Here is a 24,242-nt window from a genome sequence, read left to right on the forward strand (position 1 = left end):
GCGCCCTCGTCAGGGAATTCTGAGATCAGGGACGGCGGGTGATGCGGACGTCGTCGACGCCCGCCTCGACCAGCGAGGCGCCCGAGGCGTCCGCCGCGTCGATCAGGATGCGGACCGTCTGGCCGGCGAACGCCGTCAGATCCGCGGTCGCCGTGCTCCACGAGCCGTTGCGGTTGGCCGCCGCGCCGGCCTGCTGCAGGACGGTCGCGGTCGTGTTCCCCACGACCCGTACGCGGAAGTAGTCGGCGCTGGAGCTGTTGGAGCCGTGCGCGAGGTACCACGACAGCGACAGGCTCAGCGTGCCGCCCGCGGGCAGCGTGATCGGCGGCGACTGGATCGAGGTGACGCCGCCGTCGACGTCGTAGTCACCGGCCGAGGCGCCCGCCAGCCGGCCCGTCACCAGGTCGTTGGTGCCGCTGACGGTGGTGCCGAGCTGCTTGGCGCCGGAGGAGGCGGTGTCGGCGGGGTCGCCGCGCTCCCACTGCCCGGTCGTGGCCGTGTCGGTGCCCGACGGGTTGGCGGTCCAGGCGGTGGCCGACTCGAACGTGTCGGAGTACACGGTCTCCGGCGGGTTGCCCGTGCCGCAGTACTGGCTCTCCTTGCCGATGATCCGGTACACGCAGTCGGCGTACTCCAGGAAGCGCAGCACGACCTCGCGGTTGCGGGTGGTCTGCGGGACGATCTGCTCGTCGGGCGGGTAGAAGCCGGGGTTGGAGCCCGTGGGGTACATCTCGAAGGTCCAGCTGAAGATCTTGTAGACGCCCCACATCCAGTCGTCGATCGTGCCGTCGGTGATGTAGAGGTCGCTGGACTGCTCCGGCGTGTAGCCGTTGGTGGCGGCCATGTTCTGGCCGAGCACCGCGTGCGCGTCGCGGTCGTCCTGGGTGAGGCCGGGTGCGGTGTCGTCGTAGGTGAAGCCGTACGGCCACAGCACCAGCTCGCTGTAGGTGTGCCAGTCGATGTGCGCCTTGATCTGCTGCACGCCGCCGACGACGCGGCTGCGCACCCAGTCGGCCGTCGCCTTCACCTCGGGCGCCGACTCGGCGGCCGAGCCGCGGTAGGTCTCGCTGGAGGTCGAGCCGGACGAGCCGCCGCAGCAGCCCCAGTTGTAGCCCCAGTTGCGGTTGATGTCGGTGCCGACGGCCGACGAGCCGCTGTTGGGCTGCCGGTTCTTGCGCCACGAACGGTAGGAGCCGGTCGCGATGTCGTACTCGCCGCCGTCGGGGTTGAGGTCCGGCATGATCCAGATCTCGCGGGTGTTCACCAGGTTCGTGATCCGGCTGTCGCTGCCGTAGTTGTCGGCCAGCAGATGCATGATGTACAGCGCCATCTCGACCGTGAGGTGCTCGCGGGCGTGCTGGTGGGCGGTGAAGAGCACCTCGGGCTCCGCCTCGTCCGTGCCCACGTTGTCGCTGATCTTGACGCCGATGAGCTGCCTGCCCTCGTACGAGGTGCCGTACGTGAACGTGCTGGCGATCGCGGGATGGGCGGCGACCAGCGCGTTCACGTCGGCGGTCATCTCGGCGTAGGTGTGGTAGCCGGAGTCCGACGGCGGGAAGTCGAACGCCCTGGCGTCGGACCGGGATGCGGGGCGGGGCTGCTCCGTCACCCGGTAGCCGAGGCGCCTGATCGCGGCCACCTCGGCCTCCGTGGCCGTGACGAGGACCGACCCCTTCGCCACCTCCTCGATCGCGGCGCCGGTGGCCGCGACGGCGCTGCGCTGCCGGGCGTCGGACGGCCCCTGGACGCGGTACTGCCGGTTCGGCGGTGGTTCGGCGGAGGCCCCCGCCCCGGTGACGCCGCTCAGGCAGAGCAGCCCCAGGACGGTCAGCAGGATGACTAAACGACGTCGCACGTCGTCCTCCTCGGGTGCGCGGAATGGGTGTTGACACGCGCCTGAACCGAGAGTGAAGACGATCCCTTGCACGGGAAAGACCCAATTTGCCCCTCACGGGCCGCGCGCCTGCCGAAGCGGTGCGAGTATGGCAGGCGCGCGGGCGCTGAGCTGGGGTTGTTTCCCAGATCTTGGCAGATCAGAAGTCGTCGGGCGTCCGGATCCGGTCACGCACCCATACACCGGCCGGCTTGAGCCGCGAGGTGCCGGTGAAGGTGCCGTTCGGGCAGGTTCCCTCCTTGAAGACGGCGCCCGAGCGCTCGTCGTCGGAGTAGTTCCAGTTGACCCAGCTGATCTTCTTCTGGGCCATGAGGTCGAGGTACTGCTGCGCCCGGGTGAAGTTGTTCGACCCGTCGCCGGAGGCCTTCTGCGTGCCGAACTCGGTGACGAACATCGGGATGCGGTCGGCGGCCCTGCTCAGCGCGTTCAGGTACGCCGAGCCGTGGGAGGCCGCGTAGAAGTGGAACGTGTACATGATGTTGGTGGCGTTGACCGGGTTGTTGACCACCTCGCTCTCCGTCGCGTCGTCGGAGACGCCGAGCGAGGACCAGGCGCGGGTGCCGACCAGGATCGGCGCGTCGGGGTCGTACTGCCGGATCACCGGGATGATCTGGTGCGCGTAGCTGCGGATCGCCGACCAGGAGACGCCGTTGGGCTCGTTCGCGATCTCGTACAGGACGTTGGTCTTGGCGTTGTGCCGCTGCGCGATCTCCGTGAAGAAGGTCTTGGCGCGTGACAGGTTGTAGGCGGGGTCGCCGGGGTCGAGCATGTGCCAGTCGACGATCGCGTACAGGCCGCGGGAGGTGGCCTGCTCGATCAGGTTGTGCACCCGGTCGGTGAACAGCCGGGGGTTGGTCTCGTATCCGTCCTCCTGGATGTACATGGAGATGCGCAGGACGTCGGCCTTCCAGTCGGTGGCCAGGGCGTTGAGCGAGGCCGTGTTGAGGCACTGGTAGTACCACTGCAGGCCGTGGGTGCTCATGCCGCGGAGCTGGATCTGCTTGCCGTTCTTGTTGCACAGGCGCACGCCGCAGACGCTGAGCTGACCGTTGGCCTCGACCGGGGTGGCGGCTTCGGCTTGGACGGGGACCGGGTCCTGGGCTCGGGCCGGGGCCTGGGCTTGGGCCTCGACCGGCTGGGTGCTCGCGATCAGCGCGAGCGATGCGGCCAGCGCGGCGGCGATTCTGGTGAGTCGGTGCATGGGGGCGTGCTCCTCCTCGTTCATTAGGAAACTTTCCTAACTTGCTCGGGAGCTTAGATCGGACCTTTCGCCCGCGCAAGGCCCAATCTGACCAGAACGGTCAAGGCGCGGGTCGCGAGTTCGAACGTTTGTCCACGACGTTGGGTGATGGCGCGGTAACTTTCCGCCATGCCAACCGCAAAGCACGAGGCGCTCCACCGGATCTTCCGGGAGGATTCCTCGCTCTTCGCCCGCACGTTCAAGCTGCTGGACATCGCGTTCCCGTCGCCGTGCGCCGTCTCGGTGATGGACACCGATCTCACCGAGCTCGAACCCGTCGCACGACGCGCCGACACGCTGCTGTACCTGGAGAGCGAGCAGGGCGACCACGTGCTGGTGATCGAGTCGCAGTCACGGGAGGACAAGGACAAGGCCGGCTCGTGGGCGTACTACATCGGATATCTGCACGCCCGGCACACGTGCCCGGTCACCCTTCTGGTGGTGTGCCACGACCTGGCCACCGCCCGCTGGGCCCGGCGCCCCAAGGGCATCGGGCTGGAGGAGCGTCCGTCCCTGGTGCTCCATCCCATCGTCCTGGGACCTGACAACGTCCCCGCCGTCACCGACCTGGCCCAGGCTTCCGAGGACGTGGTCCTGGCCGTGTTCTCGGCGCTCACGCACGGGCGATCACCGCAGGTCACTGCCATACTGGAGGTACTTGCCGCAGCCCTGGACACCGTAGACACCCAAACCGCCGGATACTTCGCCGAGTTCACCGAGGTCGGCCTCGGTGACACCGACGCTCGCTACCTGTGGAGAGCCTTGATGTCCACCAAGACGTACCGCTACCAGTCGGAGTACGCCCAGCAGATCCGCGCCGAAGGGGAAGCCCGCGGGGAAGCTCGCGGGGAAGCCAAAGCGCTCTTGCGCGTCCTTCACCACAGAGGCGTGCCGGTGCCGCCGGTCGCGCGCGAACGCATCATGAGCTGCTCCGACACCGACCTTCTCGAGGCGTGGCTCGACCGCGCGCTGAACGTCACCACTGCCGACGAGCTCTTCGGCTGACCCCATCCGACCACATGTCGGGCGCCGCACATCGCGGCGCCCGACTCTCATGGAGGTGCCGATGTCGTTGGCGCATCTCTACAAATCCGAGTACGCGCAGCAGATCGAGGCCCGAGGTAAAGCGAAAGCCCTCCTGCGCATCCTGCACCACAGAGGCGTGCCGGTGGAGCCGGCCGTCCGCGAACGCATCATGAGCTGCTCCGACACCGACCTCATCGAGGTGTGGGTCGTCCGCGCGCTGAACGTCACCACCGCCGACGAGCTCTTCGACTGACCCTCACCCCAGCGACGTGGTCGCCAGCTTGGCGCCGAAGCCGAGGAACAGGGCGCCGACCCCTGAGGTGAGGCCGGCGCTGAGGCGGCGGCGGGAGCGGAACTGGGCGGCCAGGAAGCTCCCGCCGAAGATCAGGGACGTCAGGTACAGCAGGCTGAAGACCTGGATGATCGCGCCCAGGATGAGGAACGACAGCGCGGGCGTCCCGTATGACGGGTCCACGAACTGGATGAAGAACGAGACGAAGAACAGGATCGCCTTCGGGTTCAGGAGGCTGATCGTCAGGGCCTTGCGGAACGGGCGGCCGCGGCGGTCCGCGGGCTCCGACGACGCGGCGACGACAGCGGCATCGGGCACGGCACCGACGGCCTCAGCGGCAGCGGCATCCGTGGTGGTAGCCCCCGCCGTACCGGGCGACGACGTCGAGGAGCGCCAGGCACGCAAGGCGCCCCGGAGCATCTGGAAGCCGATCCACGCCAGGTACCCCGCCCCCGCGTACTTCACCACCGCGAACAGCACCGGGTTCGAGCGCAGCAAGGACGCGGCGCCCGCCGCCGCGAGCGCCATGAGCACCGTGTCGCCGACGAACACGCCGGCCGCCGCCCGGTAGCCCTCCCGGACGCCCCGCTGCGCCGCGAGGCTGAGCACGTACAGGGAGTTGGGGCCGGGCAGGAGGATGATGAAGAACGCGCCGAGGACGTACGTCCAGATGTCGGTGATGCCGAAGAACATGCCGCTTGCTCCTGGGAGGTGGTGACATATCACGGTATCGCGGGTTCAGCGGATCGTGGAGGTGCGGGCCGGAGGATCCGGGCGGGGAACCGGTCGGCCCCCGCCCGGACGCGACGCTCCGGCGCTCAGCCGAAGGCCAGGCGCCTCCAGTCCTTGACCTCCTCAGCCGTCAGCTTCCCGGCGAAGATCGCCGCGCGGTCCACCGCACCCGTCAGCCGCTGCCCGCCGCCCTGGTCGGCGCCGAAGCGCAGGGAGCGGGCCGTGCAGCCGGTGATGCCGTCGGCGGTCGCCTGGCCGGTGGCGCGCTGCTCGCCGTCCACGTAGACGGTGACCGTGCCGCCGCGGTCGAGCGTGACCACGAGGTCGATCCACCGGCCGGTGGGCAGGGTGACGGGGAGGGTCACGTTCGCGCCGGCGCCGATGAAGCGCAGCGCGCCGGCCGGGGTGACGTCGATGAGCACGCCGTCGGTGCCGGGGTCGCCCGACGGCTGGGAGTCGAACAGCCTCCGGTAGCCGCTCCCCCCGATCCTGACCTCGGCCGCGAACGTGGCCTCGGGCAGCAGGCCGAGGGTGGTGTCCGCGGTGACGAGGTAGGTGGCGCCGTCCAGCACCAGCCCGCTTCCGGACGGCGCGGTGGCGTCGTAGGCGGCGGCGCCGCCCGTGACGGTGGCGTCGCGTCCGTTGCCCGAGGCGTCGGCCACCTTGCCGTCCCGCACCGGGTCCCAGGCGACGAGGACCGACCCCGGCGCGGGTGAGGCGCACGGGCTCAGGCCGATCGCGGCCGTGGCCGAGCCCGTCCAGGAGTCGCCGGTGGCGGTCGCGACGATCCGGGCGTACCGGGAGCCGTCCGCCGACGGCGGGGTGACGGTGAACGTCGCGGTGCGGGAGCCGCCGGGGGGCGCGGCGGGCAGGGCGGCCGAGCGCGGGTCGGCGGTCCATCCCTTGGGGAGGGTGAGGGTGACCTCGGAGGCGGGCACCGCGCGGGCGCGCGTGGCGGTGACCGTGACCTCCGCCTTGAAGGGCGTGCCCGGCAGGACGGAGGCGGGCGTCTTGATGGTGACGGCGGCCTCGTTCCGGATCGTGTAGGTGACGCCGGCGCGGGCGTTCCAGCTCAGGACGTCGCCGTCGCGGCGCGGGCCGACCTCGTGGCCCCGATCGTCGGTCAGGCGGTAGCGCCCGGCGACGACGGACGACCTGACCTTGATCGGCCCGCTCTTCCCGGGACGCACGGTGATCGTGTCGGGGGCGCCGCCCTTCCAGGTGGCGCCGACGGTGACGTCGCCGCGGGCGCGCAGCCCCGACACCGAGCCGTCCTTCCAGGCGCCGGGCAGCGCGGGCAGCACGTGGACGACGTCGTGCTGGCTCTGCACCAGCATCTCCGCGATGCCGGAGGTGGCGCCGAAGTTGCCGTCGATCTGGAACGGCGGGTGGGTGTCCCACAGGTTGTCCAGGGTGGACGCCTTGAGCTGCTCGCCGAGCATCTTGTGGGCGTGGTCGCCGTCCAGCAGCCGCGCCCAGAAGTTGATCTTCCAGGCCTTGCTCCAGCCGGTGCCGCCGTCGCCGCGTCCGGTCAGCGAGACCTCGGCCGCGGCGGCCTCCGGGGTGCCGGCTTCGATCTGGTTGGACGGGTGCAGGGCGTACAGGTGGGAGACGTGCCGGTGCGTGTCGGTCTTGGAGTCCCAGTCCTGCTTCCACTCCTGGAGCTGGCCCCAGGAGCCGATCCGGAGGCCGGGGTCGAGTCCGGCCAGCGCGGCGGCGGCCTCGGCCTGGAAGCCCTCGTCCACGCCGAGCTTCTTCGCGGCGGCCAGCGCGTTGGTCAGGACCTCGCGGACGATCTGCTGCGACATGGACGCCCCGGCCGAGAAGTCGCCGTGCTCGGGCGAGTAGCTGGGCGAGACGACGAGCTTCCCGTCACGCGGGTCGGTGTGCAGGAAGTCGAGCCAGAACTCGGCGGCCCCCTTGATGATCGGGTACGCGGTGTCGCGCAGGTAGCCGGTGTCGCCGGTGAAGCGGTAGGTGTCGTACAGGTGCTGGGTGGTCCAGGCGGCGGCCTCGGGGAACCAGAACGCGCTGCCGTAGTCGTGCAGGCCGGTGAAGCCGAACGGGTTGGTCTCGTTGTTGACCACCCAGCCGCGGGCTCCGTAGACGTCCTTCGCGGTCTTGCGGCCGGGGGCGACGAGGGCCGCGATGTAGCGGTCGTACGGTCTGGTCGTCTCGTGCAGGTTGGTCTGCTCGGCGAGCCAGTAGTTCATCTGCAGGTTGATGTTGACGTGGTAGTCGGCCGACCAGGGCGGGCTGGTCGAGTTGTTCCACACGCCCTGGAGGTTGGCGGGCAGGATGTCGTTCTCGCGCGAGGAGGAGATCAGCAGGTAGCGGCCGTAGGCGAAGAACAGCGCCTCCAGGGCCCGGTCGTGGGGCGTGTCGCCGCCGGTGTAGGCGCGGCGGAGCCGGTCGGTGGGGATGTCCGGCGCCGTCTGGCCGAGGTCGAGCCTCACCCGGTCGAACAACGTGCGGTAGTCGGCGACGTGCGCGGCCCGCAGCGCGTCGTAGCTCTGGGCCGCGGCCGCGTCGACCGCCTCGGTGACCTTGGCGTGGGGGTCGGCGCCGCGGTAGGCCGGGTAGGTGTCGGCGTAGTCGGTGCCGGCCGACAGCACGAACACCGCGCTGTCGGCGCCGGTGACGGTGATCTTGTCGCCGGCGTCCGTACGGGTGCCGCCCTGCGCGATCACCCGCACCTGGGCCTCGAACGTCATGGCGTTGTCGGCCAGCCGGCCGCGTACGGTGAGCCGGCCGCCGGAGGCGGTGACCGTCTTGTCCTTGTGCGGCGAGGTGTGCCGGAGGGTGAAGGAGATCTTGCCGCCGTGGTCGGCCGAGAGGCGGCCGACGATCACGTTGCCCGGGTTGCTGGCGAAGTACTCGCGCGTGTACGCGACGCCGTCGGCGGTGTAGCCGACGCGGGCCACGGCCTCGCGCAGGCTCAGCTCGCGCCGGTAGCCGGTGGGCGACGCGGGTGCGCCGGCGATGTCGAGGTACAGGTCGCCGAAGGTCTGGTAGGCGCCGAAGCCGGTCTTGGGCTGGCCGAGCCGGGCCGCCACGTCGCCGGTGGACATCTTGCCATCGCGGTCGATCAGCCGCTGGACCTCGGCGATGGCGCCCGGCCGCGGGGTCTTCCAGTTGCCGAAGTCGTAGCCGGCGTGGCCGGGGCCGCCGGTCCACAGGGTCTTCTCGTTGAACTGGATCTGCTCGGTCGCCACGCCGCCGAAGATCTTGGCGCCGAGGGGGCCGTTGCCGATGGGCAGCGCCTGGGTCTCCCAGTCGGTGGCGGGTTGGTCGTACCAGAGGGTCAAGTCATCGGGTGTCCGCTGCACGCTCGTGGTGGGGTCGGGCCCGGCCTCGGCCCTGGCCTGCACCGCTGCGGGCCAGATGACGAGGGATAACACGGCCAGGAGGCCGGCGCCGATACGTCCTCGCGGGGGGTGGATCACCTATTCCTCCGATCACTGGGTGACCTAGATAAGGAGATAGCACCGAAACGAGGGCGCAACAAGAGCGCCATCCGATGTATTCGCCGCCTGGGCGGGCATTTTGCCGTCATCACCCCGCTCGTCCGCGGAATTAATCCGATGTATCGAGGTGGCTGCTGTGGCCGGGCGATGCGGAAGGGGCATGGCCGAACGTGTCGAAAGAGGCGGTGGCATCGTGGAGCGTCAGGTACGGTAAGCCACCGGCATCCGTGCTCATCCGAGCCCCTTCGGTCGCGCGTCGCCGGGGTAAGCACGAGGTCACCCCCGACCGCCCCTCCGGCATGCCTGGCCGCGCCCAGCGCGGGTAGTCGCCGGTGGTCGGCCTACTTGCGGAGCAGCAGCCTTGGATCATCTCCCGGTCACCCTGCCACGCCTCACCTCTCTGGCCCGCCAGGCGGTGCCCCGGCTCCTGGAGGGAGTGGTGGCGCCCCTCGCCGTGTTCTACGCGGCGCTCGCCCTGCTCGGGCTGACGGGCGCACTGGTGGCCGCCGTCGCGTGGGTGTACCTGGGCGTCGCCTGGCGGCTGGTGCGCGGGATCCGGGTGCCCGCCACGATGATCCTCGCAGCCATCGCGATCACCGCGCGGGCCGCGGTGGGGTTCTGGACGGGAAGCTGGGTGGTGTACTTCATCCAGCCCGAGCTGGGCACGATCTGCATCAGCATGGCGTTCCTCGCCTCCGTGCGGCTCAACCGGCCGCTGGTGCAGAAGCTCACCCTCGACTACATCCACCTGCCCTCCGCGGTGCTCAAGCACGAGCGGATGCGCCGCTTCTTCGCCCGGATCACGCTGCTCTGGGGCTTCGTGCTGCTGGCCAACTCGACGGTGAGCATCTGGCTGGCGCTGCACGAGTCGCTCGGCACGTTCATGCTGCTGCGCACGTCAGCCGTGGCGGCGATCAGCGGCGCGGCCATCGCCTTCTCGATCTTCGCGTTCAAGCGGGTGCTGCGCCGCCTGCACGTGGCCCACGCCTGATCCGCGCTCCGCCAGCAGGAACGCGCCGCACATCCCCATCACCAGGCCCGTGAGCGTCTCGAAGAGCTGCACCAGCCCGAGCGCGCCGCCGGGTCCCCCGCCGAGCGGGGCGCCCGTGACGACGATGACCATCGCGTACAGGCCCCAGGCGAACATCGTCCCGCTGCCGAGCCACGCCACCGTCAGGGGCCGCCAGAGCGGGCCGCGTCCCCGCGCCCGGACGACGGCGAGCAGCGCCACCGCGCCGCCGACGGTCAGCAGGCCCTTGAGGCCGTCCTGCACGACGGCGTTGAAGGAGTGCGGCGCGGCCGCCATCTCCGGCGGCAGCCCGGCGTCGCCGCCGGCCGCCCAGTACAGGCGCGTCCCGCCGAGCAGGACGCTCACGCCCAGCGCCCCCGTGGCCACGACCCGCCGGAACGCCGCCGACGGCCCCGCCTGGGCCCTGGCCACGGGCGCCAGCAGCACGTGTCCCCAGCGGTCGCGGGTGTAGAGGGCGAACGCCGTCAGCAGGCAGACGCCCTGGACGATGAAGCCGCCGTACACGGTCGCGTACACCCAGGACCTGATCGGGCCGCCGGTGTCCAGCAGGGACGGGCCCTGGGCGACGAACGCGAGCGGCACCGTGGCGACGATGATCCCGAGCAGGCCGGAGGCCACCCACAGCGGCAGGAGCACCAGCCATCCGGGCAGGCGCATCCCCCATCGCGTGGTGAAGGACAGCGCCAGCGCCAGGGCGACGGCGTCCATGCCGAACGTCATGGCGTTCATCCCGACCATGGTCGGGTCGTTCAGGAACGCCTCGTCGGTGACGCCCACCAGGTGGCCGGTCAGCCAGAGGGTCTTGAGCGTGAGGTAGGGCAGGGTTGCGGCCATCGCCACGACACCGGCCGTGACGCGGCCGATCCCGGCCCGCGGCTCGTCGCCGGGGTGCGCGGGCCGCGCGGGGCCGGTCCGCGTCATGTGCTGTGTCATGGTTCCAGGCTCGTACGCGGCGGGCGGGCGATCCTCCCGGAACGGGGGGAGTTCGCTCCCCCGCCCGGGGGAGACCCGGCGTCGCGGCCTGGCCGTCCGGGACGCCGGCGGAGGGGCGGCTCGACGGTCGGGACGCCGGCGGAGGGGCGGCTCGACCATCGGCTGGTCAGGGCAGCTCGACGGTCAGCTCGAAGCCGCCCTGGCGGGGCGCGGCCGTCAGGACGCCGCCCGCCAGCCGCACCCGCTCCCGCAGCCCCGCGAGCCCGAGCCCGCCCGGCACCGCGACGGGACGGCCCCGCGAAGGACCGTTGCGCACGCTCACCCGGCTCGGCGACACCTCCACCGTCACGGCCGCGCCCGGCGCGTGCTTGGCCGCGTTCGTCAGCCCCTCCTGGACCACGGCGTGCGCCAGGCCGGGCGCCGGCCCCCCGTCCAGCCGCAGCGTGATCGCCATGCCGGAGGCGCGGGCCCGCTCGACCAGCCCGGCCACGTCCTCCCCGACGGGCGTCAGCGGCGCCGGGCCGGCGTCGTCGCCCAGCAGGCCGATGATCTGCCGCAGCCGCTCCGTCGCGTCGGCCGCCGCGACCCGCAGCTCGCCGGCCGCCCTGACCTGGGCGGTGTCCAGGCCCGGGGACAGCTCCAGCCCGGCGGCGCGCACCGCGATGAGCGCCAGGTCGTGGCCGAGCGAGTCGTGCATGTCGCGCGCGATCCGCGCCCGCTCGCGCAGCCGGGCCTGCGCCGCGACCGACAGCTCGGCCCGCTCGCGCTGCTGGAGCAGCCGCCGCCGCACCTGCCCCGCCGCGTACGGCAGCACGTACGCGCCGAGGAGCCCGCTGACCATGGTGATCCACAGCCCCGGCCCGCTCCCCCGGACCACCACGAGGCCCGCCCCGGCGAGCGTCACCACCGCGAACACGGCCACGGCCGACCGGGGCGGCGCCGGCCGCCGCCCGCACAGGTACGCGTACCCCATCACGAACGACAGGGCCGGGGCGAACGGGAAGATCTTGACGCCCGGCAGCGCCAGCGGCCAGACGAGGTCGGAGGTGGCGAGCCCGTGCTCGAAACGCCACGGCCCGAACGGCAGCAGCAACGCCACCGCCAGCTCCGGCCGGCGTCCGCCCGCGATCACGGCCACCGCGGCCAGCGCCATCCGCGGCACGCTCTGCAGGCCGAACCCCGCCGCGTCCAGCATCGGGTCGGGCCCCTCCGCGGCGATCGCCACGCACAGCAGCGCCCACAGCAGCAGGCCGTGGACGAGACGACGGCGGCTCTCGCGGCGCTGACCCTTCACGGCCACGACCGTATCCGGGCCGCCGCCGGGGCGCCTCGGCCGAAGGTAGGGGCCGCCCCCTGACGAACGTCAGGGTGGGGCGCGATCCCCCGCGACGGTAGGGCTGGCACCACCCCGAATCCGGATACCCGCCCTGCTGCCCTCCGGACCTCCGGCCGCTTGGATCGTGGGTACGCCGGAGATCGCACCCGGACCCCCGACGAAAGTCGAGGGTGGTGTGTGTCGATCGTCCGATGTGCCGTGACCTGCGGGCTTCCTAACGTGCCCAGGGTGCGGGCCCGATCCCGATCCCAGGGGCGGGCCCGCGTGGGACCGGGGGTTTCCCCGATGCCCCTCGGCGCCTCCCGCCGTCAGGCTGTGAGGTCACAACGATCGGAGTACAACGTATGTCGCACGCCATCATGGACCTCGTCACCCAGGCGATGTCGTCCCCCTGGCTGTACGCCGCGCTGTTCGCCCTGGCGCTGCTCGACGGGTTCTTCCCCGTCGTGCCGGCGGAGACGTCGGTGATCACCGCCGCGGTGTTCGCCGCGTCGGGCGAGACGAACCTGGGTCTCGTCATCCTGGTCGCCGCGCTGGGCGCCTTCATCGGTGACCACGTCTCCTACCTGATCGGCAACAAGGCGGCCGGGCGGCTGCGCGAGCGCAAGGCGTTCGTGTGGGCGCGGCGCGCGCTGGCCGAGCGGGGCGGGCTCGTGCTGGTCGTCGCCCGCTACATCCCGGGCGGCCGCACCGCCACCACGCTGACCATGGGCGCCGTACGGCACCCGCTGCGCTCGTTCACGTTCTTCGACGCGATCGCCGCCTCGTCCTGGGCGGTGTATTCGGGACTGATCGGCTTCTTCGGCGGGATGGCCTTCGAGAACGACCCGGTCAAGGGGCTGCTGCTCGGCCTCGGGATCGCGCTGTCCATCACCGGGGTGGTCGAGCTCGTGCGCTGGGCGCGGAAGCGACGCGCCATCCAGCCTTCCCCGGAGCGCCTTCCGGCGGACACGTCCGTTTGACCCTGCCCGGTGACCATCCGAAGCGAGAGGAGAGGACATGACGCTGCTGGCCGCGGTGATCGCCCTGGTCGGTTCGCTGTTCTTCGCACTGGGCGCCGCTCTCCAGCAGTACGAGGCGGCCGGCGCGCCCGGCCTGCGGGGACTGCTCGGGCTGCTGCGCCGGCCGCGTTGGCTGGCCGGCGGGGCGAGCATCCTGGCGGGCGGCGGCCTGCACATCGTGGCGCTCGGCCTCGGCCCGCTGACCGTGGTCCAGCCCATGGGGGTGGCCAGCCTGCTGTTCGCGCTGCCCATCGCGGCCACCCTGCACGGACGCCGGCCCACCCGCGCCGAGCTGGGCGCCGCCGCGATGGTGGCGGCGGGGCTCGTCGGCCTGGTGCTGCTGGTGCCCGAGTCGGACGAGCCCGCGGTGCTCGGCCCGCCCGGGGTGCTGATGCTGCTCGGGGTCGCCGGGGTCGCGGCGGCGCTGCTGTGGGGCGCCTCCCGGGTGGCCTCGCCGGCCGGCCGGGCCGCCCTGCTCGCCACCAGCTCCGGAGTCCTGTACGGCGCCACGGCCACGCTCATGCGGGTGCTGGTGGACGGCGGCTGGAACTGGTGGTACCTCCTCGCTCTCCCGGCGCCGGCCCTGCTGGCGCTGGCCATGCTCCAGCGGGCGTACGCCGTCGGCCACTTCGGCGTCTCGTTCGCGTCCCTGCAGATCGCCGACCCGCTCACCGCGGTGGCGTTCGGCGCGCTGCTGCTGGGCGAGCCCCTGCCGACGGGGCTCGCGCCGGTCGCCGCCGCGGCGCTGACCGCGGCCGGCACCATCGCGCTGGCCCGGACCACTCCCCTGGAGGCCCGCCCATGATCGCCCCTTCCCCGGTCTGACCCTCGATTCCCTCGAACCCCTCGAAACGGAGCCGTCCCCATGGCCATGCCCCTCCCCACCGCCCTCACGGTCACCGAGACCGCGACCGCCGCCGAGCTCGCCCCCGTCGCCGAGCGCCCCCGCCGCGTCCTCATCTCCACCGACACCTATCCCCCGGACGTCAACGGCACGGCGTACTTCACCCACCGCCTCGCCACCGGGCTGGCCGCACGCGGCAACGAGGTGCACGTGGTCTGCCAGTCGGACATCGGCCCGGCCACGGCCGACGTGGTCGACGGCGTCGTCGTCCACCGGCTGCGCTCCGCCCCGCTGGTCGTGCACCCGACGATGCGGGTCACGATCCCCACCCGGCTCGACCGCCTGATCGACGCCGTCAAGCCCGACGTGCTGCACAGCCAGGGCCACTTCGTGGTCGGCCGCGCCGCCATCGCCGCCGCCCGCCGCCGCGGGGTGCCGATCGTCGCCACCAACCACTTCATGCCCGACAACCTCTTCCAGTTCGGCCACATCCCGGACGCGCTGCGCGAGCGGGTGGGCCGGGTGGCGTGGCGCGACTTCAACCGCGTCTTCCGCCGGGCCGACCACGTCACCACCCCCACGCCGCTGGCCGCCGGGCTGCTGCGCGACCAGGGCTTCGCCGGGGAGGTCGAGCCGGTCTCGTGCGGCATCGACCTGGCCCGCTTCCACCCGCACAGCGAGCCGAAGCAGTGGGCGCGCAGGCTCTTCGACCTGCCCGACCGGCCCACCGCGCTGTTCGTCGGCCGCCTGGACGAGGAGAAGCGCCTCGGCGAGCTGGTGCGGGCGCTGCCGTACGTGCTCAACACCATCGACGCGCAGGTGGTGCTGGTCGGCCGCGGCAACCAGCGGGAGGAGCTGGAGCGCCTGGCCGGCCGGATCGGCGTGGCCGAGCGGGTGACCTTCCTGGGCTTCGTGCCGGACGAGATCATGCCGCAGGCGTTCGCGGCGGCCGACGTGTTCGCCATGCCGAGCGTGGCCGAGCTGCAGAGCATCGCCACGCTGGAGGCGATGGCCTCCGGGCTGCCGGTGGTGGCCGCGAACGCGATGGCCCTGCCGCACCTGGTCGACGGCAACGGATACCTGTTCGAGCCCGGTGACGTCATGGGGCTGGCGCGTCATCTGACCGCGATCCTCGCGAACGGCGAGCTGCGCGCCCGCCTCGGCCAGGCCAGCCGCGACCTCGCCCTGACCCACGACCACCAGGTGTCGCTGGCCCGGTTCGAGCAGATCTATGACGAGGTGACGCGATGAGCGAGCCCTTCCCGGTCCCGGCGGGTGCCGCGGCCTCCGGCGGTGCCGTGGCGCCTGGCGGTGCCGTGGCGCCCGGAGGTGCCGTGGCGCCCGGAGGTGCCGTGGCGCCCGGAGGTGCCGTCGCGGGCGCGGTGGCGTGTGCGGTGACCGCCGCCGGGGCCCTGACCTACGCCGAGGTGACGCTGCCGGCGCAGCCGCTGATCAGCGACTACGCCCTGGTGCCCGGGGGGACGATCCCTGTCCTGGGCGGCATGCTGGCCCTGGCCGGCGCGTGCGTGTTCCTGGCGTACGGGCTGGCGGCGCGGGCGCCGTCCCGCTCGGCGGCGGCCCGGGTGCTGCTGGTGGCCGCCGCCGGTGGCCTGATGCTGGGCGCGGTCTTCCCCACCGACCCGTCCGCCGCGGAGATCTCCTCGATGGCGGGCGAGATCCACCGGTGGGCGTCCGCGGTCGTCTTCACCGCCCTGCCGGTCGCCGGCTGGGTCCTGGCCCGCGACGCCTCGGCGCCGCGCCGCCACCTCCTCCACAGCCCGGGTTCCGCCGGGTACGCCGCCTCGCGGCTCTCCGGCGCGCCGCGGTGGAACGTCGTCCGGGCCGTGAGCGTCACGTCCGCGCTGACGCTGGCCGCGTTCCTGGCCGCCCATCCCGCCTCCTTCCTCTCGCCGCTGATCGGCGGCGACGCCTACTACGGTCTGCTCGAACGGGCGCTGGCGCTGTCCGAGATCGCCCTGGTCGCCCTCATGGCGCTGGCCTCGGCCCGGCCCGAACGCGCCGCCGTCGCGGGCGCCCCCTCGTCCCCTCCCGTGCCGCCGCTCCCCCGGGTCCCCGAGCCGCGGCGCGAGCAGCGCGACGGACGCGGCAACGTGGCGGCCTGACCTCGTCCCCCTCTTCCCGCCGACACGCCTCGTGCCCGGCATGCTTCGGCATGCGTCGAAGGAATCACGGCATAGCGTGAACCACATGGTCATCACCCGTCACGACGAGGCCCGGGCGGTGCTCGCCGACCCCCGATACGTCCCGCCGCCCGTGCGTCAGGACGCGCCGCCGTACACGCTGGGGTGGCTGCGGGCCCAGGTGTCGCGGTTCAGCAGCGGCGAGACGCACGCCGAGCGGCGCCGGGCCCTGGACAAGCGGCTCGCGCAGCTCGACCCGGCCGCGCTGCGCCGCATGGCGCGCGAGGCGACGCTGGAGCGCGGCGGCGACCGGACGGGCGTGCCCACGGCGGTGCTGGCCGCCGCCCTCGGCGTCGCGGCCCCCGTGTCCCTGGTCGAGGCCGCCGCCACCGGCTACCTGTCCGGCGAGGAGACCCCCGAGGCCGACGCGGCGGTGGCCGAGCTGACCGCCCTGCTGGGCGACGGGCCGCCGGCCGTCACGGACCTGACGCTGCTGCTCCAGGCGCACGCCGCCACCGAGGGCCTCATCGCGAACGCCCTCACCCACGCCGACCGGGCCGGGGTCGCGGGATCCCACCGGGACCAGGGCGGGGCCGCGGCACCCCACGGGGACCAGGGTGGGGCCGCGGCATCCCGCGGCGACCGGGCCGGGGTCGAGGGGCTGCTGCAGGAGACCCTGCGTCACGACCCGCCGCTCAAGGCCAGCCGTCGCGTGGAGCGGACCACCGGCGAGGAGGTCGTCATCGACCTGGTCGCGGCCAACCGCGACCCGGCCGTGTTCGCCGATCCCGAACGGTTCGACCCCGCCAGGGGCGAGACCCCGCACCTGACGTTCGGCCACGGCCTGCGCCCCTGCCCCGCGTCGGCCCACGCCCTCGCGCTGGCCGCGGGTGTCCTCGACGGGCTGCGCGCCACGGCCGACCGATCCGCACCGCTTCCCGAGGGGGACCTGTGACCACGGCAGAGGAACGATTCGCGAGCTTCCGCGACCTGCACCGGCCGGGCGACCCGCTGCTGCTGCCCAACGCCTGGGACTACGGCTCCGCCGCCGCGCTGGCCGCCCGGGGTTTCGCCGCGATCGGCACGACGAGCCTCGGCGTGGCGGCCGTCCACGGCAAACCGGACGCCGCCGGGGCCACCCGGGCGGAGACCGTCGAGCTGGCCGAGCAGATGTGCGGCCTCGGCGTCCTGGTCACCGTGGACATCGAAGGAGGCTTCAGCGACGACCCGGCCCAGGTGTCCGACCTGGTTGCGGGGCTGGCGGCGCTCGGCGTGGCCGGGGTCAACCTGGAGGACGGCCGGCCCGACGGGACGCTGCGCCCGATCGCGCTGCACCAGCGGATCATCGAGGCGGCGCTGGGCCACGGCGTGTTCGTCAACGCCCGCGCCGACACGCGCTGGCTCGGGACGGGCGACACGCTGGAGCGGGTGCGCGCCTACGGGCACGCGGACGGCGTCTTCGTCCCCGGGCTGAGCGATCCGGACGAGATCGCCGAGGTGGTCGCCGCCACGTCGCTGCCGCTCAACGTCCTGTACCAGCCGGGTGGGCCGTCGCTGGACCGGCTCGCGGCGGCGGGGGTGGCGCGGGTGAGCACGGGGTCGCTGCTGTACCGGGCCTCCGTGCGGGGGGCGCTGGCCGCGGTGCTGGCCGTACGGGGGGAGCCGGCCCCGCCCGTGCCGTCGTACGCGGAGATCACCGCGATCCTCCCCCAGTCCTGACGCTGTCGCCGTTGGCCCGCTCCCGGCACACGCCATGGCCCGCGACGGTGCCGGTGGCCGTTCGGTCCGCGTCGGGGGGCGGCGGGCCGGGATAATCGAGGCATGCGCTTCGAGATCCTCGGCCCGGCCCGCGTTCTGGGCGAGGACGGGGCGCCGGTCCCGCTCGGCGGGCCCCGCGTACGGGCGCTGCTCGCGCTCCTGGCCCTGGACGCGGGCCGGGTCGTCGGCGCCGACCGGCTGATCGACGGCCTGTACGGCGAGCGGCCCCCGGAGGGCGTGGCCAACGCGTTGCAGTCCCAGGTGTCGCGGCTGCGCCGGGCCCTCGGACGGGAGCGGGTGGAGTTCCATCCGGCGGGATATCTGCTCGCGGCCGACCCGGAGGACGTGGACGCGCGCCGCTTCACGCGGCTCGCCGCCGAGGCCAGGACGGCGCTCGCCGCCGGGGACACCCTCCGCGCGGCCGGGCTGCTGCACGACGCCCTCGCGCTGTGGCGGGGCGCGCCCCTGGCGGACGTGCCGCACGCCGAGCCTGTCGTGGCGGCGCTGGAGGAGCTGCGCCTGGCCGCGGTCGAGGACCGCGTGCAGGCGGACCTGGAGCTGGGGCGCCACCGTGAGGTCGTGGCCGAGCTGCGCCAGCTCACCGCCGCCCACCCCCTGCGGGAACGGCCGCACGCCCAGCTCATGCGCGCCCTGTACGGCAGCGGGCGGCAGGCCGAGGCGCTGACCGCGTACGAGCGGGCCCGGCGGGTGCTGGACGACGAGCTGGGGATCGACCCGGGGCCCGAGCTGTCGGCCACCCACCTGGCCGTCCTCAGGGGCGACCCGTCGCTGTGGCCGTCACCTGGCGTGGGTGCGCGTCGTCCTGACATGGTCCCGGCCGGGGACGTGAGCTGGACGGGCCCCGGCGGGGAGGAGGCGAGGGCCGGCGGCAGCTCTACGGGGGAGCGGCCTGTGCTCGACGGTGGTGGGCGTCTGGGGCGGCGTGGGTTGCGGGCGCAGCTCACCAGCTTCGTGGGGCGGGCCGAGGAGCTGCGGCAGGTCGGCGCGTACCTGCGGGAGGCGCGGCTGGTCACCCTCGTCGGCGCGGGCGGTGCGGGCAAGACGCGGCTCGCGCTGGAGGCCGTGGGCCGGACGGACGGCGACGTCTGCTTCGTGCAGCTCGACCCGCTGGCCGCGGGCGGGGACGTGGCGAAGGCCGTGCTGGCGGCTCTGGGCGTGCGCGACCCGCTGCTGTCCGGCCCGGAGTGGCCCAACGGGGACCCGGCGGCGCGCCTCGTGGCCGCGCTCGCGGGCCGCGACCTGCTGCTCGTCCTCGACAACTGCGAGCACGTGGTGGAGGCCGCCGCCGAGCTGGCCGACGCGCTGCTCGCCGCCTGCGCGGCGGTGCGCGTGCTGGCGACGAGCCGCGAGGCGCTCGGCATCACCGGCGAGCGGGTGGTGCCCGTGGCGCCGCTCGGCCTGCCGCGGCCGGGAGCGGCGGATCCGCTCGGCTCCGCCGCCATCCGGTTGTTCGCCGACCGGGCGGCGGCGGTGCGGCCCGGGTTCGCGGTGGACGAGGGCAACGCGGCGGCCGTGGCGGGCGTGTGCCGGGCGCTCGACGGGCTTCCGCTGGCGATCGAGCTGGCCGCGGCCCGGCTGCGCACGATGAGCCTGGACGACCTCGCGGCGCGGCTGGACGACCGGTTCCGCCTGCTGGCCAAGGGCAGCCGCACCGCGCTGCCCCGGCACCAGACCCTGCGCGGCGTGGTCGCCTGGAGCTGGGACCTGCTCGACGAGGACGAGCAGCGGCTGGCCCGGCGGATGGCGGTGTTCGCGGGCGGCGCCACGCCGGAGGCGGCCGAGCGGGTGTGCGGGGTGCCGGAGGAGACGTTGTTCGCGCTGGCCGACAAGTCGCTGGTCGAGGTCGTGGACGGGCGCTACCGGATGCTCCAGACCATCCGCGCGTTCTGCGCCGAGCGGCTGGCCGAGGCGGGTGAGGTCGCGCGGGTCCGGAAGGCTCACGCCGCGTACTACCTGGAGTTCGCCCTCACCGCCGACCGGCATGTGCGCGGGGCGGAGCAGCTCGCCTGGCTGGCCCGCCTCGACGAGGAGAGCGGCGATCTCGACGCGGCCGTGCGCTGGGCGGCCGAGACCGGCCACGCCGAGCTGGGGCTGCGCCTGCTGGCCGCCGCGGCCTGCTACTGGTGGATGCGGGGGCATCGGCTGACCTGCGCGGAGCTGGCTCTGGCGGTGCTGTCCTCGGTGCCCGCGCGGGCCCCCGAAGGGCTGGTGGAGGAGTACGCGATGTGCGTGCTCGTCGCCGCGTGGGTCCACGAGCCGGACCCCGCGTTGCGGGCCCGGCTGGCGGAGCTGCGGCGGCTGCTGCCGCTGGACTACCTGCCCTCGCGGGTGGAGTTCCTGACCTTGCTGCTGCCGATGTTCGCCGGGCCGCCGGACAGCGCGGAGTGGGCGCGGGATCTGCCGACCGCCGCCGAGGGATCGATGACGCCGTGGTCGCGGGCGCTGTCCCACTGCGGGGTGGCGCTGGTCGAGCAGTTCGCGGGACGGACCGAGGAGGCGAAGGCGGGGTTCACGCGGGCGCTGGCCGCCTTCCGGGAGCTGGGCGAGCGCTGGGGGACCACGCTGGTGCTGACCGGGCTCGGGGATCTGGCGTTCCGGGAGGGCGACTACGTGGCCGCGTACGAGCTGGCCGGGCAGGCGCTGGAGACGGCGCGTGAGCTGGGCGCGGTGCCGGACATGGCGGAGAGCCTGTGCCGGCGCGCGGACGCGGCGGCGCGGCTGGGCCGTCCCGAGGAGGCGCGGGCCGGGTACGAGCGCGCGGACGAGGTGGCGCGGCGGATCGCCTCCAACGAGACGACCGCCCGGGCGCAGGCCGGGCTCGGGGAGCTCGCGACGGCGCGGGGCGACCTCGCCGAGGCGCGCGCCCGGCTGGAGCAGGGGCTCGCGGAGTGCCCTCCGGGCTGGTACAGCGCCGAGGACGTCCGCGACCGTCTCCTCTCGGATCTGGAGGCGCTGGGACGGCTGGAGCGGGGACGGGCCGGCCGGGAGTAGCGGCGGACGGGTGTGCTGTACGCGCGCTCGGGGACGGGGGCGGTTCTCGCGCGGGCCGGCGGTCTCAGGGAGTGGCGCCGGCTGGGCAGGAGAGGGTGCGGACCGGGGTGAGGTCGGACAGCCGTTTTGTCCGACCATCCGGGCCAGCCCCTCGATGGTCTCGATGCCCTGCCCCTCCCCCGCCTGCTGGTCCGCCTGCACCGACAGGAGCAGGTCGCGGCCCGGCCCCGTGATGCGGCCGTAGCTGGTGACGGCCCAGGTGTTGTGGATGAACGGCCTGGGTGTCCAGCCGTTCTTGAGCGCCACGTGGTCGCCCGGCCGGGCCGCGGCGCTGACCCCCCACGCCTGGTCGGCCTGGACGTGGGCCATCAGGCCGAGGACGAGCCGCCGGTCCGCCGGGGTGAGGCCCTTGCCGCCGTTCGCGAGGAGCGCCAGCAGGCGCAGCCGGTCGGCCGGGCTGGTGGTCGTGCCGCCCCAGTACCGGCCCGGTCCCGGCGCGGTCTCGGTCAGGCCGATCCGGCGGTAGAAGGCGCTCATGCCCTCGCCCGCGCCGACCCGCCACCACAGCGCGTCGGCGGCGAAGTTGTCGCTCTGCGTGATCATGCGGGAGGCGAGGTCCTGCTCGGCGGCGTCGAGGGTCGAGCGCAGCAGCATCAACGCGGTCAGGATGTCCACCTTGGCGCCGCTGGCGGTGATCATGTCGTGCCGGTGCTCGTCCTGGCCGAGTCGTACGCCGCTGGCCAGGTCACGGGCGGCGAACACCACCCGGCCGGGCCGTCCGGCCACGTAACGCCGCAGGTCCGCCTCCAGGGCGGCGCGGGCGGCGGCGCCCGCCACCGGATCCGGGACGGCGAACCGGCAGCGGGCCGCCCGCACCCGTTCGCCCGCCTGCTCGACCACCGGCGGCAGGTTCGTGACCTCCTGCTCCCCGCAGCCGGCCACCGCCGCCGGCCCGAGCAGCAGCATCGCCGCACACCACATCACGCGCACGCGCCCAACCCCCTGACGTTCAGCGGGGGTCTAGCCGCACTTCTCCCCTCGTGCCTGCTTCGTCACACCTCCGGGGGTCAGAGGTGGGCGTCGAGGAACGCGGCGGTGGCCTCGACGGCCTGCGTGACGTAGGGCTCCTGGTCGTAGAGGTCGATGTGGCGCTTGGCGTCCAGCCACACGAGCCGTTTCGGCTCGTCCAGCCTCCGGTACGCCTCCTCGGCGCCCTCCGGCGAGCAGAACCGGTCCACCACCCCGTGGACGATCAGCGCGGGCTTGGGCGACAGGAAGTCGGCGCCCATCATGTTGTCCACGGTGATCAGCTCGCGCAGGCTGGCCCGGGTCACCTCGTTGACCCAGTGCGGGGAGGCGCCGCGTTCCGTGCCGTAGTAGGCGTACGGCTCGTCGCCCGGCATGGCGGCCTCGCCCTCCTCCGCGACCGCCGGGAGGTACTCGACGGGGCCGCCGAGGTCCTGGCGCTCCAGCGTCTCCCCCAGGCCGGCCAGCGCCGCCTGGTAGTCCATGCCGGAACGCATCGTGTACGGGTTGTTGTACGCCCCCGCGATCCCGGCGAAGACCTTCACCCGAGGCTCAAAAGCCGCAAATTTCAGGGCATATCCGGCACCGAGGCAGATGCCCACCGCCCCGATCCGCTCCCCGTCCACCTCCGGCCGCGACCGCAGCACCGACACCGCGGCCCGCAGGTCGTGCAGCTTGCCCTGCGGGTCCTCGTGCCGGCGCGGCGAACCGCCCGACTCGCCCCACGTGCGGTGGTCGAAGGCCAGCGTGACGTACCCGAGGCGGGTCAGCCGCTCCGCGTACAGGCCCGTGACCTGGTCGCGCACGCCCGTGAACGGGCCGGTGAGCACCAGCCCCGGACGCGGCCCCTCGTCGTCCTCGGGCACCCTCAGCTCGCCGACCAGCGTGACCTCGTCAACGTCAAAATCGATCCTCATCCCCTCAGTGTGCGGGCCGCCGACGACTTCTTGCAGCCCGCACGGGTCACCTCCCAGAGAGGGGGGCAGGAGACTCCCCGGTGTGCGGGCCGCCGGAGACTTCCCGCGCGGCCCGCACGTGTCATCGCGCCGGGGTCAGGAGTCGAAGCCCAGCCCCATCCGGTCGAGGGCGCGCAGCCACAGGTTGCGCCGTCCCTCGTGCCGGTCGGCCTGGGCGATCGACCAGCGGGTGAACTGGATCACCCCCGACCGCACCGGCTCCGGCGGGAACGGCACCGGCTTCTCCTTGACCATGCGCAGCTCGGTCCGCTCCGTGCGCTCGCCGGACAGCAGGTCCAGCATGACGTTGGCGCCGAAGCGGGTGGCGCCCACGCCCATGCCGGTGTAGCCGGCCGCGTAGGCCAGCCGCCCGCCGTGCGCCTGCCCGTAGAAGGCGCTGAACCGGCTGCACGTGTCGATCACGCCGCCCCAGCGGTGCGTGAAGCGCACCCCGTCGAGCTGCGGGAACGTGGTGGAGAAGTGCCGCGCCAGCGTGGCGAACGTCTCGTCGCGCTGGTCGTACTCGGGCTTGACCAGGCCCCCGTTGTAGTAGACGGCGTCGTAGCCGCCCCAGAGGATCCGGTTGTCCGCGGTGAGCCGGTAGTAGTGGAACCGGTTGCCCGAGTCGCCGACCCCCTGCCGGTTGCCCCAGCCGATGGCGCCGAGCTGGGACGCGGTCAGCGGCTCGGTCATCAGCGCGTAGTCGTAGACCGGGACGACGAAGTGCTTGAGCCGCCGCAGCAGCGGCGGGAACACCCCGGTGCCCAGCGCCACGTGCCGGCCGGCGGCGACCCCGTGCGGGGTGCGCAGGCTGAGCGTGACGCCGTCGTCGTGCAGCGAGCGGACCGGGCTGCGCTCGTACACGCGCACGCCGGAGCGCAGGCACGCCTCGCGCAGCCCCCACGCCAGCCGGGCGGGGTCGAGCATGGCGCAGCCCTTGCGGTCCCACAGGCCGCCCAGGTAGGTGGGCGAGTCGAGCTCGGCCCGCACCTGGTCGCGGTCCATGGGCACGTAGTCCAGGCCGAGGTCGCCGATGATGTCGAGGTGCTCGTTCAGGCCCTCCAGTTGCCAGGGCTCGGTGGCGACGTTCAGCTCGCCGGTGCGCTCGAAGGCGCAGTCGATGCCGTAACGCGCCAGGGTCTCCTCGATCTCGTCGAGGTTCTCCACACCCATGCGTTCGAGCCGGGCGATCTCCTCCGGCCAGCGCTCCAGCCCGTTGGGCAGGCCATGGGTGAGGGTCGCCATGCAGAACCCGCCGTTGCGGCCGGAGGCCGCCCAGCCGATCCGGCGCCCCTCCAGCAGGACGACGTCCTGCCCGGGGTCGCGTTCCTTGGCCATCAGGGCGGTCCACAGCCCCGAGAAGCCTCCGCCGACGACGACCAGGTCGGCGCTCGTGTGTCCGAAGAGCCGCGGCAGCGGCTCGGGTCTGGCCGGGGTGTCCAGCCAGTACGGCTTGCGCTCCGCGTCAGCAAGCGCCTTCAGCGGATCCACAAATCCCACTTCCCTACGAAAGTCAGTGTTCTATGAAAATTGCGGGATCTGAAAAGGGGTGAT

General features: G+C 73.3%; 19 protein-coding genes and 1 pseudogene. 11 read left to right on the forward strand and 9 right to left on the reverse strand.

The window, feature by feature from the left end; all coding sequences use genetic code 11:
• Window positions 1-25 precede the first annotated feature (25 nt).
• Window positions 26-1,855 (reverse strand): M14 family metallopeptidase, encoded by a 1,830-nt coding sequence (locus tag HD595_RS06405; RefSeq protein WP_253766530.1) that lies wholly within the window; start codon window positions 1,853-1,855, stop codon window positions 26-28.
• 178 nt (window positions 1,856-2,033) lie between these two features.
• A complete protein-coding gene (locus tag HD595_RS06410; protein WP_253766532.1) occupies window positions 2,034-3,095 on the reverse strand; it encodes a glycoside hydrolase family 5 protein in 1,062 nt (353 codons plus the stop codon).
• A 168-nt stretch (window positions 3,096-3,263) separates the two neighbouring features.
• Between HD595_RS06410 and HD595_RS06415 the strand changes: the two genes are divergently transcribed.
• Together HD595_RS06415 and HD595_RS06420 are read left to right on the forward strand one after the other, a co-directional pair.
• Window positions 3,264-4,139, forward strand: a complete 876-nt coding sequence (locus HD595_RS06415; protein ID WP_253766534.1) for a Rossmann-fold NAD(P)-binding domain-containing protein — start codon at window positions 3,264-3,266, stop codon at window positions 4,137-4,139.
• Window positions 4,140-4,200: 61 nt separating this feature from the next.
• A complete protein-coding gene (locus HD595_RS06420) occupies window positions 4,201-4,413 on the forward strand; it encodes a hypothetical protein (protein ID WP_253766536.1) in 213 nt (70 codons plus the stop codon).
• Window positions 4,414-4,416: 3 nt separating this feature from the next.
• Here the strand turns inward: HD595_RS06420 and leuE are convergent, their stop codons facing one another.
• Together leuE and HD595_RS06430 are read right to left on the reverse strand one after the other, a co-directional pair.
• Window positions 4,417-5,145 (reverse strand): leucine efflux protein LeuE, encoded by a 729-nt coding sequence (leuE, locus tag HD595_RS06425; protein WP_253766538.1) that lies wholly within the window; start codon window positions 5,143-5,145, stop codon window positions 4,417-4,419.
• A 125-nt stretch (window positions 5,146-5,270) separates the two neighbouring features.
• Window positions 5,271-8,630 carry a glycosyl hydrolase family 95 catalytic domain-containing protein gene (locus tag HD595_RS06430; protein WP_253766540.1) on the reverse strand — a complete coding sequence of 1,120 codons (3,360 nt, stop codon included), beginning with the start codon at window positions 8,628-8,630 and terminating at the stop codon, window positions 5,271-5,273.
• Between the two features lie 382 nt (window positions 8,631-9,012).
• On the opposite strand from HD595_RS06430, the gene HD595_RS06435 reads away from it, so the two are divergent.
• Window positions 9,013-9,642 (forward strand): VC0807 family protein, encoded by a 630-nt coding sequence (locus HD595_RS06435; RefSeq protein ID WP_175606206.1) that lies wholly within the window; start codon window positions 9,013-9,015, stop codon window positions 9,640-9,642.
• On the opposite strand, the gene HD595_RS06440 is transcribed toward HD595_RS06435, so the two are convergent.
• Both HD595_RS06440 and HD595_RS46630 read right to left on the reverse strand, forming a co-directional pair.
• The gene (locus HD595_RS06440; RefSeq protein ID WP_253766543.1) at window positions 9,550-10,614 is read right to left on the reverse strand and encodes a hypothetical protein; all 1,065 of its coding nucleotides are present in this window, start codon (window positions 10,612-10,614) and stop codon (window positions 9,550-9,552) included. The two genes, HD595_RS06435 and HD595_RS06440, sit on opposite strands and share 93 nt — an antisense overlap.
• Before the next feature lie 166 nt (window positions 10,615-10,780).
• Window positions 10,781-11,908: a sensor histidine kinase gene (locus HD595_RS46630; RefSeq protein ID WP_253766545.1), complete on the reverse strand. Its 1,128-nt coding sequence runs from the start codon at window positions 11,906-11,908 to the stop codon at window positions 10,781-10,783.
• Window positions 11,909-12,294: 386 nt separating this feature from the next.
• Between HD595_RS46630 and HD595_RS06450 the strand changes: the two genes are divergently transcribed.
• The 7 genes from HD595_RS06450 to HD595_RS06480 all read left to right on the forward strand — a co-directional run bounded on the left by HD595_RS06450 (window position 12,295) and on the right by HD595_RS06480 (window position 20,706).
• Window positions 12,295-12,912, forward strand: coding sequence for a DedA family protein (locus HD595_RS06450; RefSeq protein WP_253766547.1), 618 nt, complete (start codon window positions 12,295-12,297; stop codon window positions 12,910-12,912).
• Between the two features lie 37 nt (window positions 12,913-12,949).
• The gene (locus HD595_RS06455) at window positions 12,950-13,756 is read left to right on the forward strand and encodes a DMT family transporter (RefSeq protein ID WP_253766549.1); all 807 of its coding nucleotides are present in this window, start codon (window positions 12,950-12,952) and stop codon (window positions 13,754-13,756) included.
• Window positions 13,757-13,816: 60 nt separating this feature from the next.
• Complete coding sequence (locus tag HD595_RS06460; protein WP_253766552.1) at window positions 13,817-15,046, forward strand: glycosyltransferase; 1,230 nt, start codon at window positions 13,817-13,819, stop codon at window positions 15,044-15,046.
• A complete protein-coding gene (locus HD595_RS06465) occupies window positions 15,043-15,918 on the forward strand; it encodes a DUF998 domain-containing protein (RefSeq protein WP_253766554.1) in 876 nt (291 codons plus the stop codon). The genes HD595_RS06460 and HD595_RS06465 overlap by 4 nt, the downstream gene beginning before the upstream one ends.
• A gap of 85 nt (window positions 15,919-16,003) precedes the next feature.
• Window positions 16,004-16,891, forward strand: coding sequence for a cytochrome P450 (locus HD595_RS06470; protein WP_253766556.1), 888 nt, complete (start codon window positions 16,004-16,006; stop codon window positions 16,889-16,891).
• Window positions 16,888-17,655 (forward strand): isocitrate lyase/PEP mutase family protein, encoded by a 768-nt coding sequence (locus HD595_RS06475; protein ID WP_253766558.1) that lies wholly within the window; start codon window positions 16,888-16,890, stop codon window positions 17,653-17,655. Before HD595_RS06470 ends, HD595_RS06475 begins: the two co-directional genes overlap by 4 nt.
• 102 nt (window positions 17,656-17,757) lie before the next feature.
• Entirely contained in the window at window positions 17,758-20,706 is a 2,949-nt protein-coding gene (locus HD595_RS06480) for an AfsR/SARP family transcriptional regulator (protein ID WP_253766560.1), read from the forward strand.
• A 345-nt stretch (window positions 20,707-21,051) separates the two neighbouring features.
• Here the strand turns inward: HD595_RS06480 and HD595_RS47170 are convergent.
• Window positions 21,052-21,360, reverse strand: a pseudogene (locus HD595_RS47170) (serine hydrolase); the annotation flags it as partial.
• Here HD595_RS47170 and HD595_RS06490 point away from each other — a divergent pair.
• The gene (locus HD595_RS06490) at window positions 21,242-21,496 is read left to right on the forward strand and encodes a hypothetical protein (protein WP_253766564.1); all 255 of its coding nucleotides are present in this window, start codon (window positions 21,242-21,244) and stop codon (window positions 21,494-21,496) included. The pseudogene HD595_RS47170 and the gene HD595_RS06490 overlap by 119 nt on opposite strands.
• Before the next feature lie 277 nt (window positions 21,497-21,773).
• Here the strand turns inward: HD595_RS06490 and HD595_RS06495 are convergent, their stop codons facing one another.
• Together HD595_RS06495 and HD595_RS06500 are read right to left on the reverse strand one after the other, a co-directional pair.
• The gene (locus tag HD595_RS06495; protein WP_253766566.1) at window positions 21,774-22,649 is read right to left on the reverse strand and encodes an alpha/beta hydrolase; all 876 of its coding nucleotides are present in this window, start codon (window positions 22,647-22,649) and stop codon (window positions 21,774-21,776) included.
• Window positions 22,650-22,784: 135 nt separating this feature from the next.
• A complete protein-coding gene (locus HD595_RS06500) occupies window positions 22,785-24,179 on the reverse strand; it encodes an NAD(P)/FAD-dependent oxidoreductase (protein ID WP_253766568.1) in 1,395 nt (464 codons plus the stop codon).
• Window positions 24,180-24,242: the final 63 nt, after the last annotated feature.

The sequence above is a fragment of the Nonomuraea roseoviolacea subsp. carminata genome (assembly GCF_024172185.1).
Classification (GTDB): Bacteria; Actinomycetota; Actinomycetes; order Streptosporangiales; family Streptosporangiaceae; genus Nonomuraea; species Nonomuraea roseoviolacea.

Excerpts from the sequence above, each read along its gene's own strand:
- HD595_RS06465 (WP_253766554.1), top strand. The coding sequence starts at position 15,043 with ATGAGCGAGCCCTTCCCGGTCCCGGCGGGTGCCGCGGCCTCCGGCGGT.
- HD595_RS06495 (WP_253766566.1), bottom strand. The coding sequence starts at position 22,649 with ATGAGGATCGATTTTGACGTTGACGAGGTCACGCTGGTCGGCGAGCTG.
- leuE (WP_253766538.1), bottom strand. The coding sequence starts at position 5,145 with ATGTTCTTCGGCATCACCGACATCTGGACGTACGTCCTCGGCGCGTTC.
- HD595_RS06440 (WP_253766543.1), bottom strand. The coding sequence starts at position 10,614 with ATGACACAGCACATGACGCGGACCGGCCCCGCGCGGCCCGCGCACCCC.
- HD595_RS06490 (WP_253766564.1), top strand. The coding sequence starts at position 21,242 with ATGCCCTCGCCCGCGCCGACCCGCCACCACAGCGCGTCGGCGGCGAAG.
- HD595_RS06420 (WP_253766536.1), top strand. The coding sequence starts at position 4,201 with ATGTCGTTGGCGCATCTCTACAAATCCGAGTACGCGCAGCAGATCGAG.
- HD595_RS06455 (WP_253766549.1), top strand. The coding sequence starts at position 12,950 with ATGACGCTGCTGGCCGCGGTGATCGCCCTGGTCGGTTCGCTGTTCTTC.
- HD595_RS06480 (WP_253766560.1), top strand. The coding sequence starts at position 17,758 with ATGCGCTTCGAGATCCTCGGCCCGGCCCGCGTTCTGGGCGAGGACGGG.
- HD595_RS06415 (WP_253766534.1), top strand. The coding sequence starts at position 3,264 with ATGCCAACCGCAAAGCACGAGGCGCTCCACCGGATCTTCCGGGAGGAT.
- HD595_RS06450 (WP_253766547.1), top strand. The coding sequence starts at position 12,295 with ATGTCGCACGCCATCATGGACCTCGTCACCCAGGCGATGTCGTCCCCC.
- HD595_RS06470 (WP_253766556.1), top strand. The coding sequence starts at position 16,004 with ATGGTCATCACCCGTCACGACGAGGCCCGGGCGGTGCTCGCCGACCCC.
- HD595_RS06460 (WP_253766552.1), top strand. The coding sequence starts at position 13,817 with ATGGCCATGCCCCTCCCCACCGCCCTCACGGTCACCGAGACCGCGACC.
- HD595_RS06410 (WP_253766532.1), bottom strand. The coding sequence starts at position 3,095 with ATGCACCGACTCACCAGAATCGCCGCCGCGCTGGCCGCATCGCTCGCG.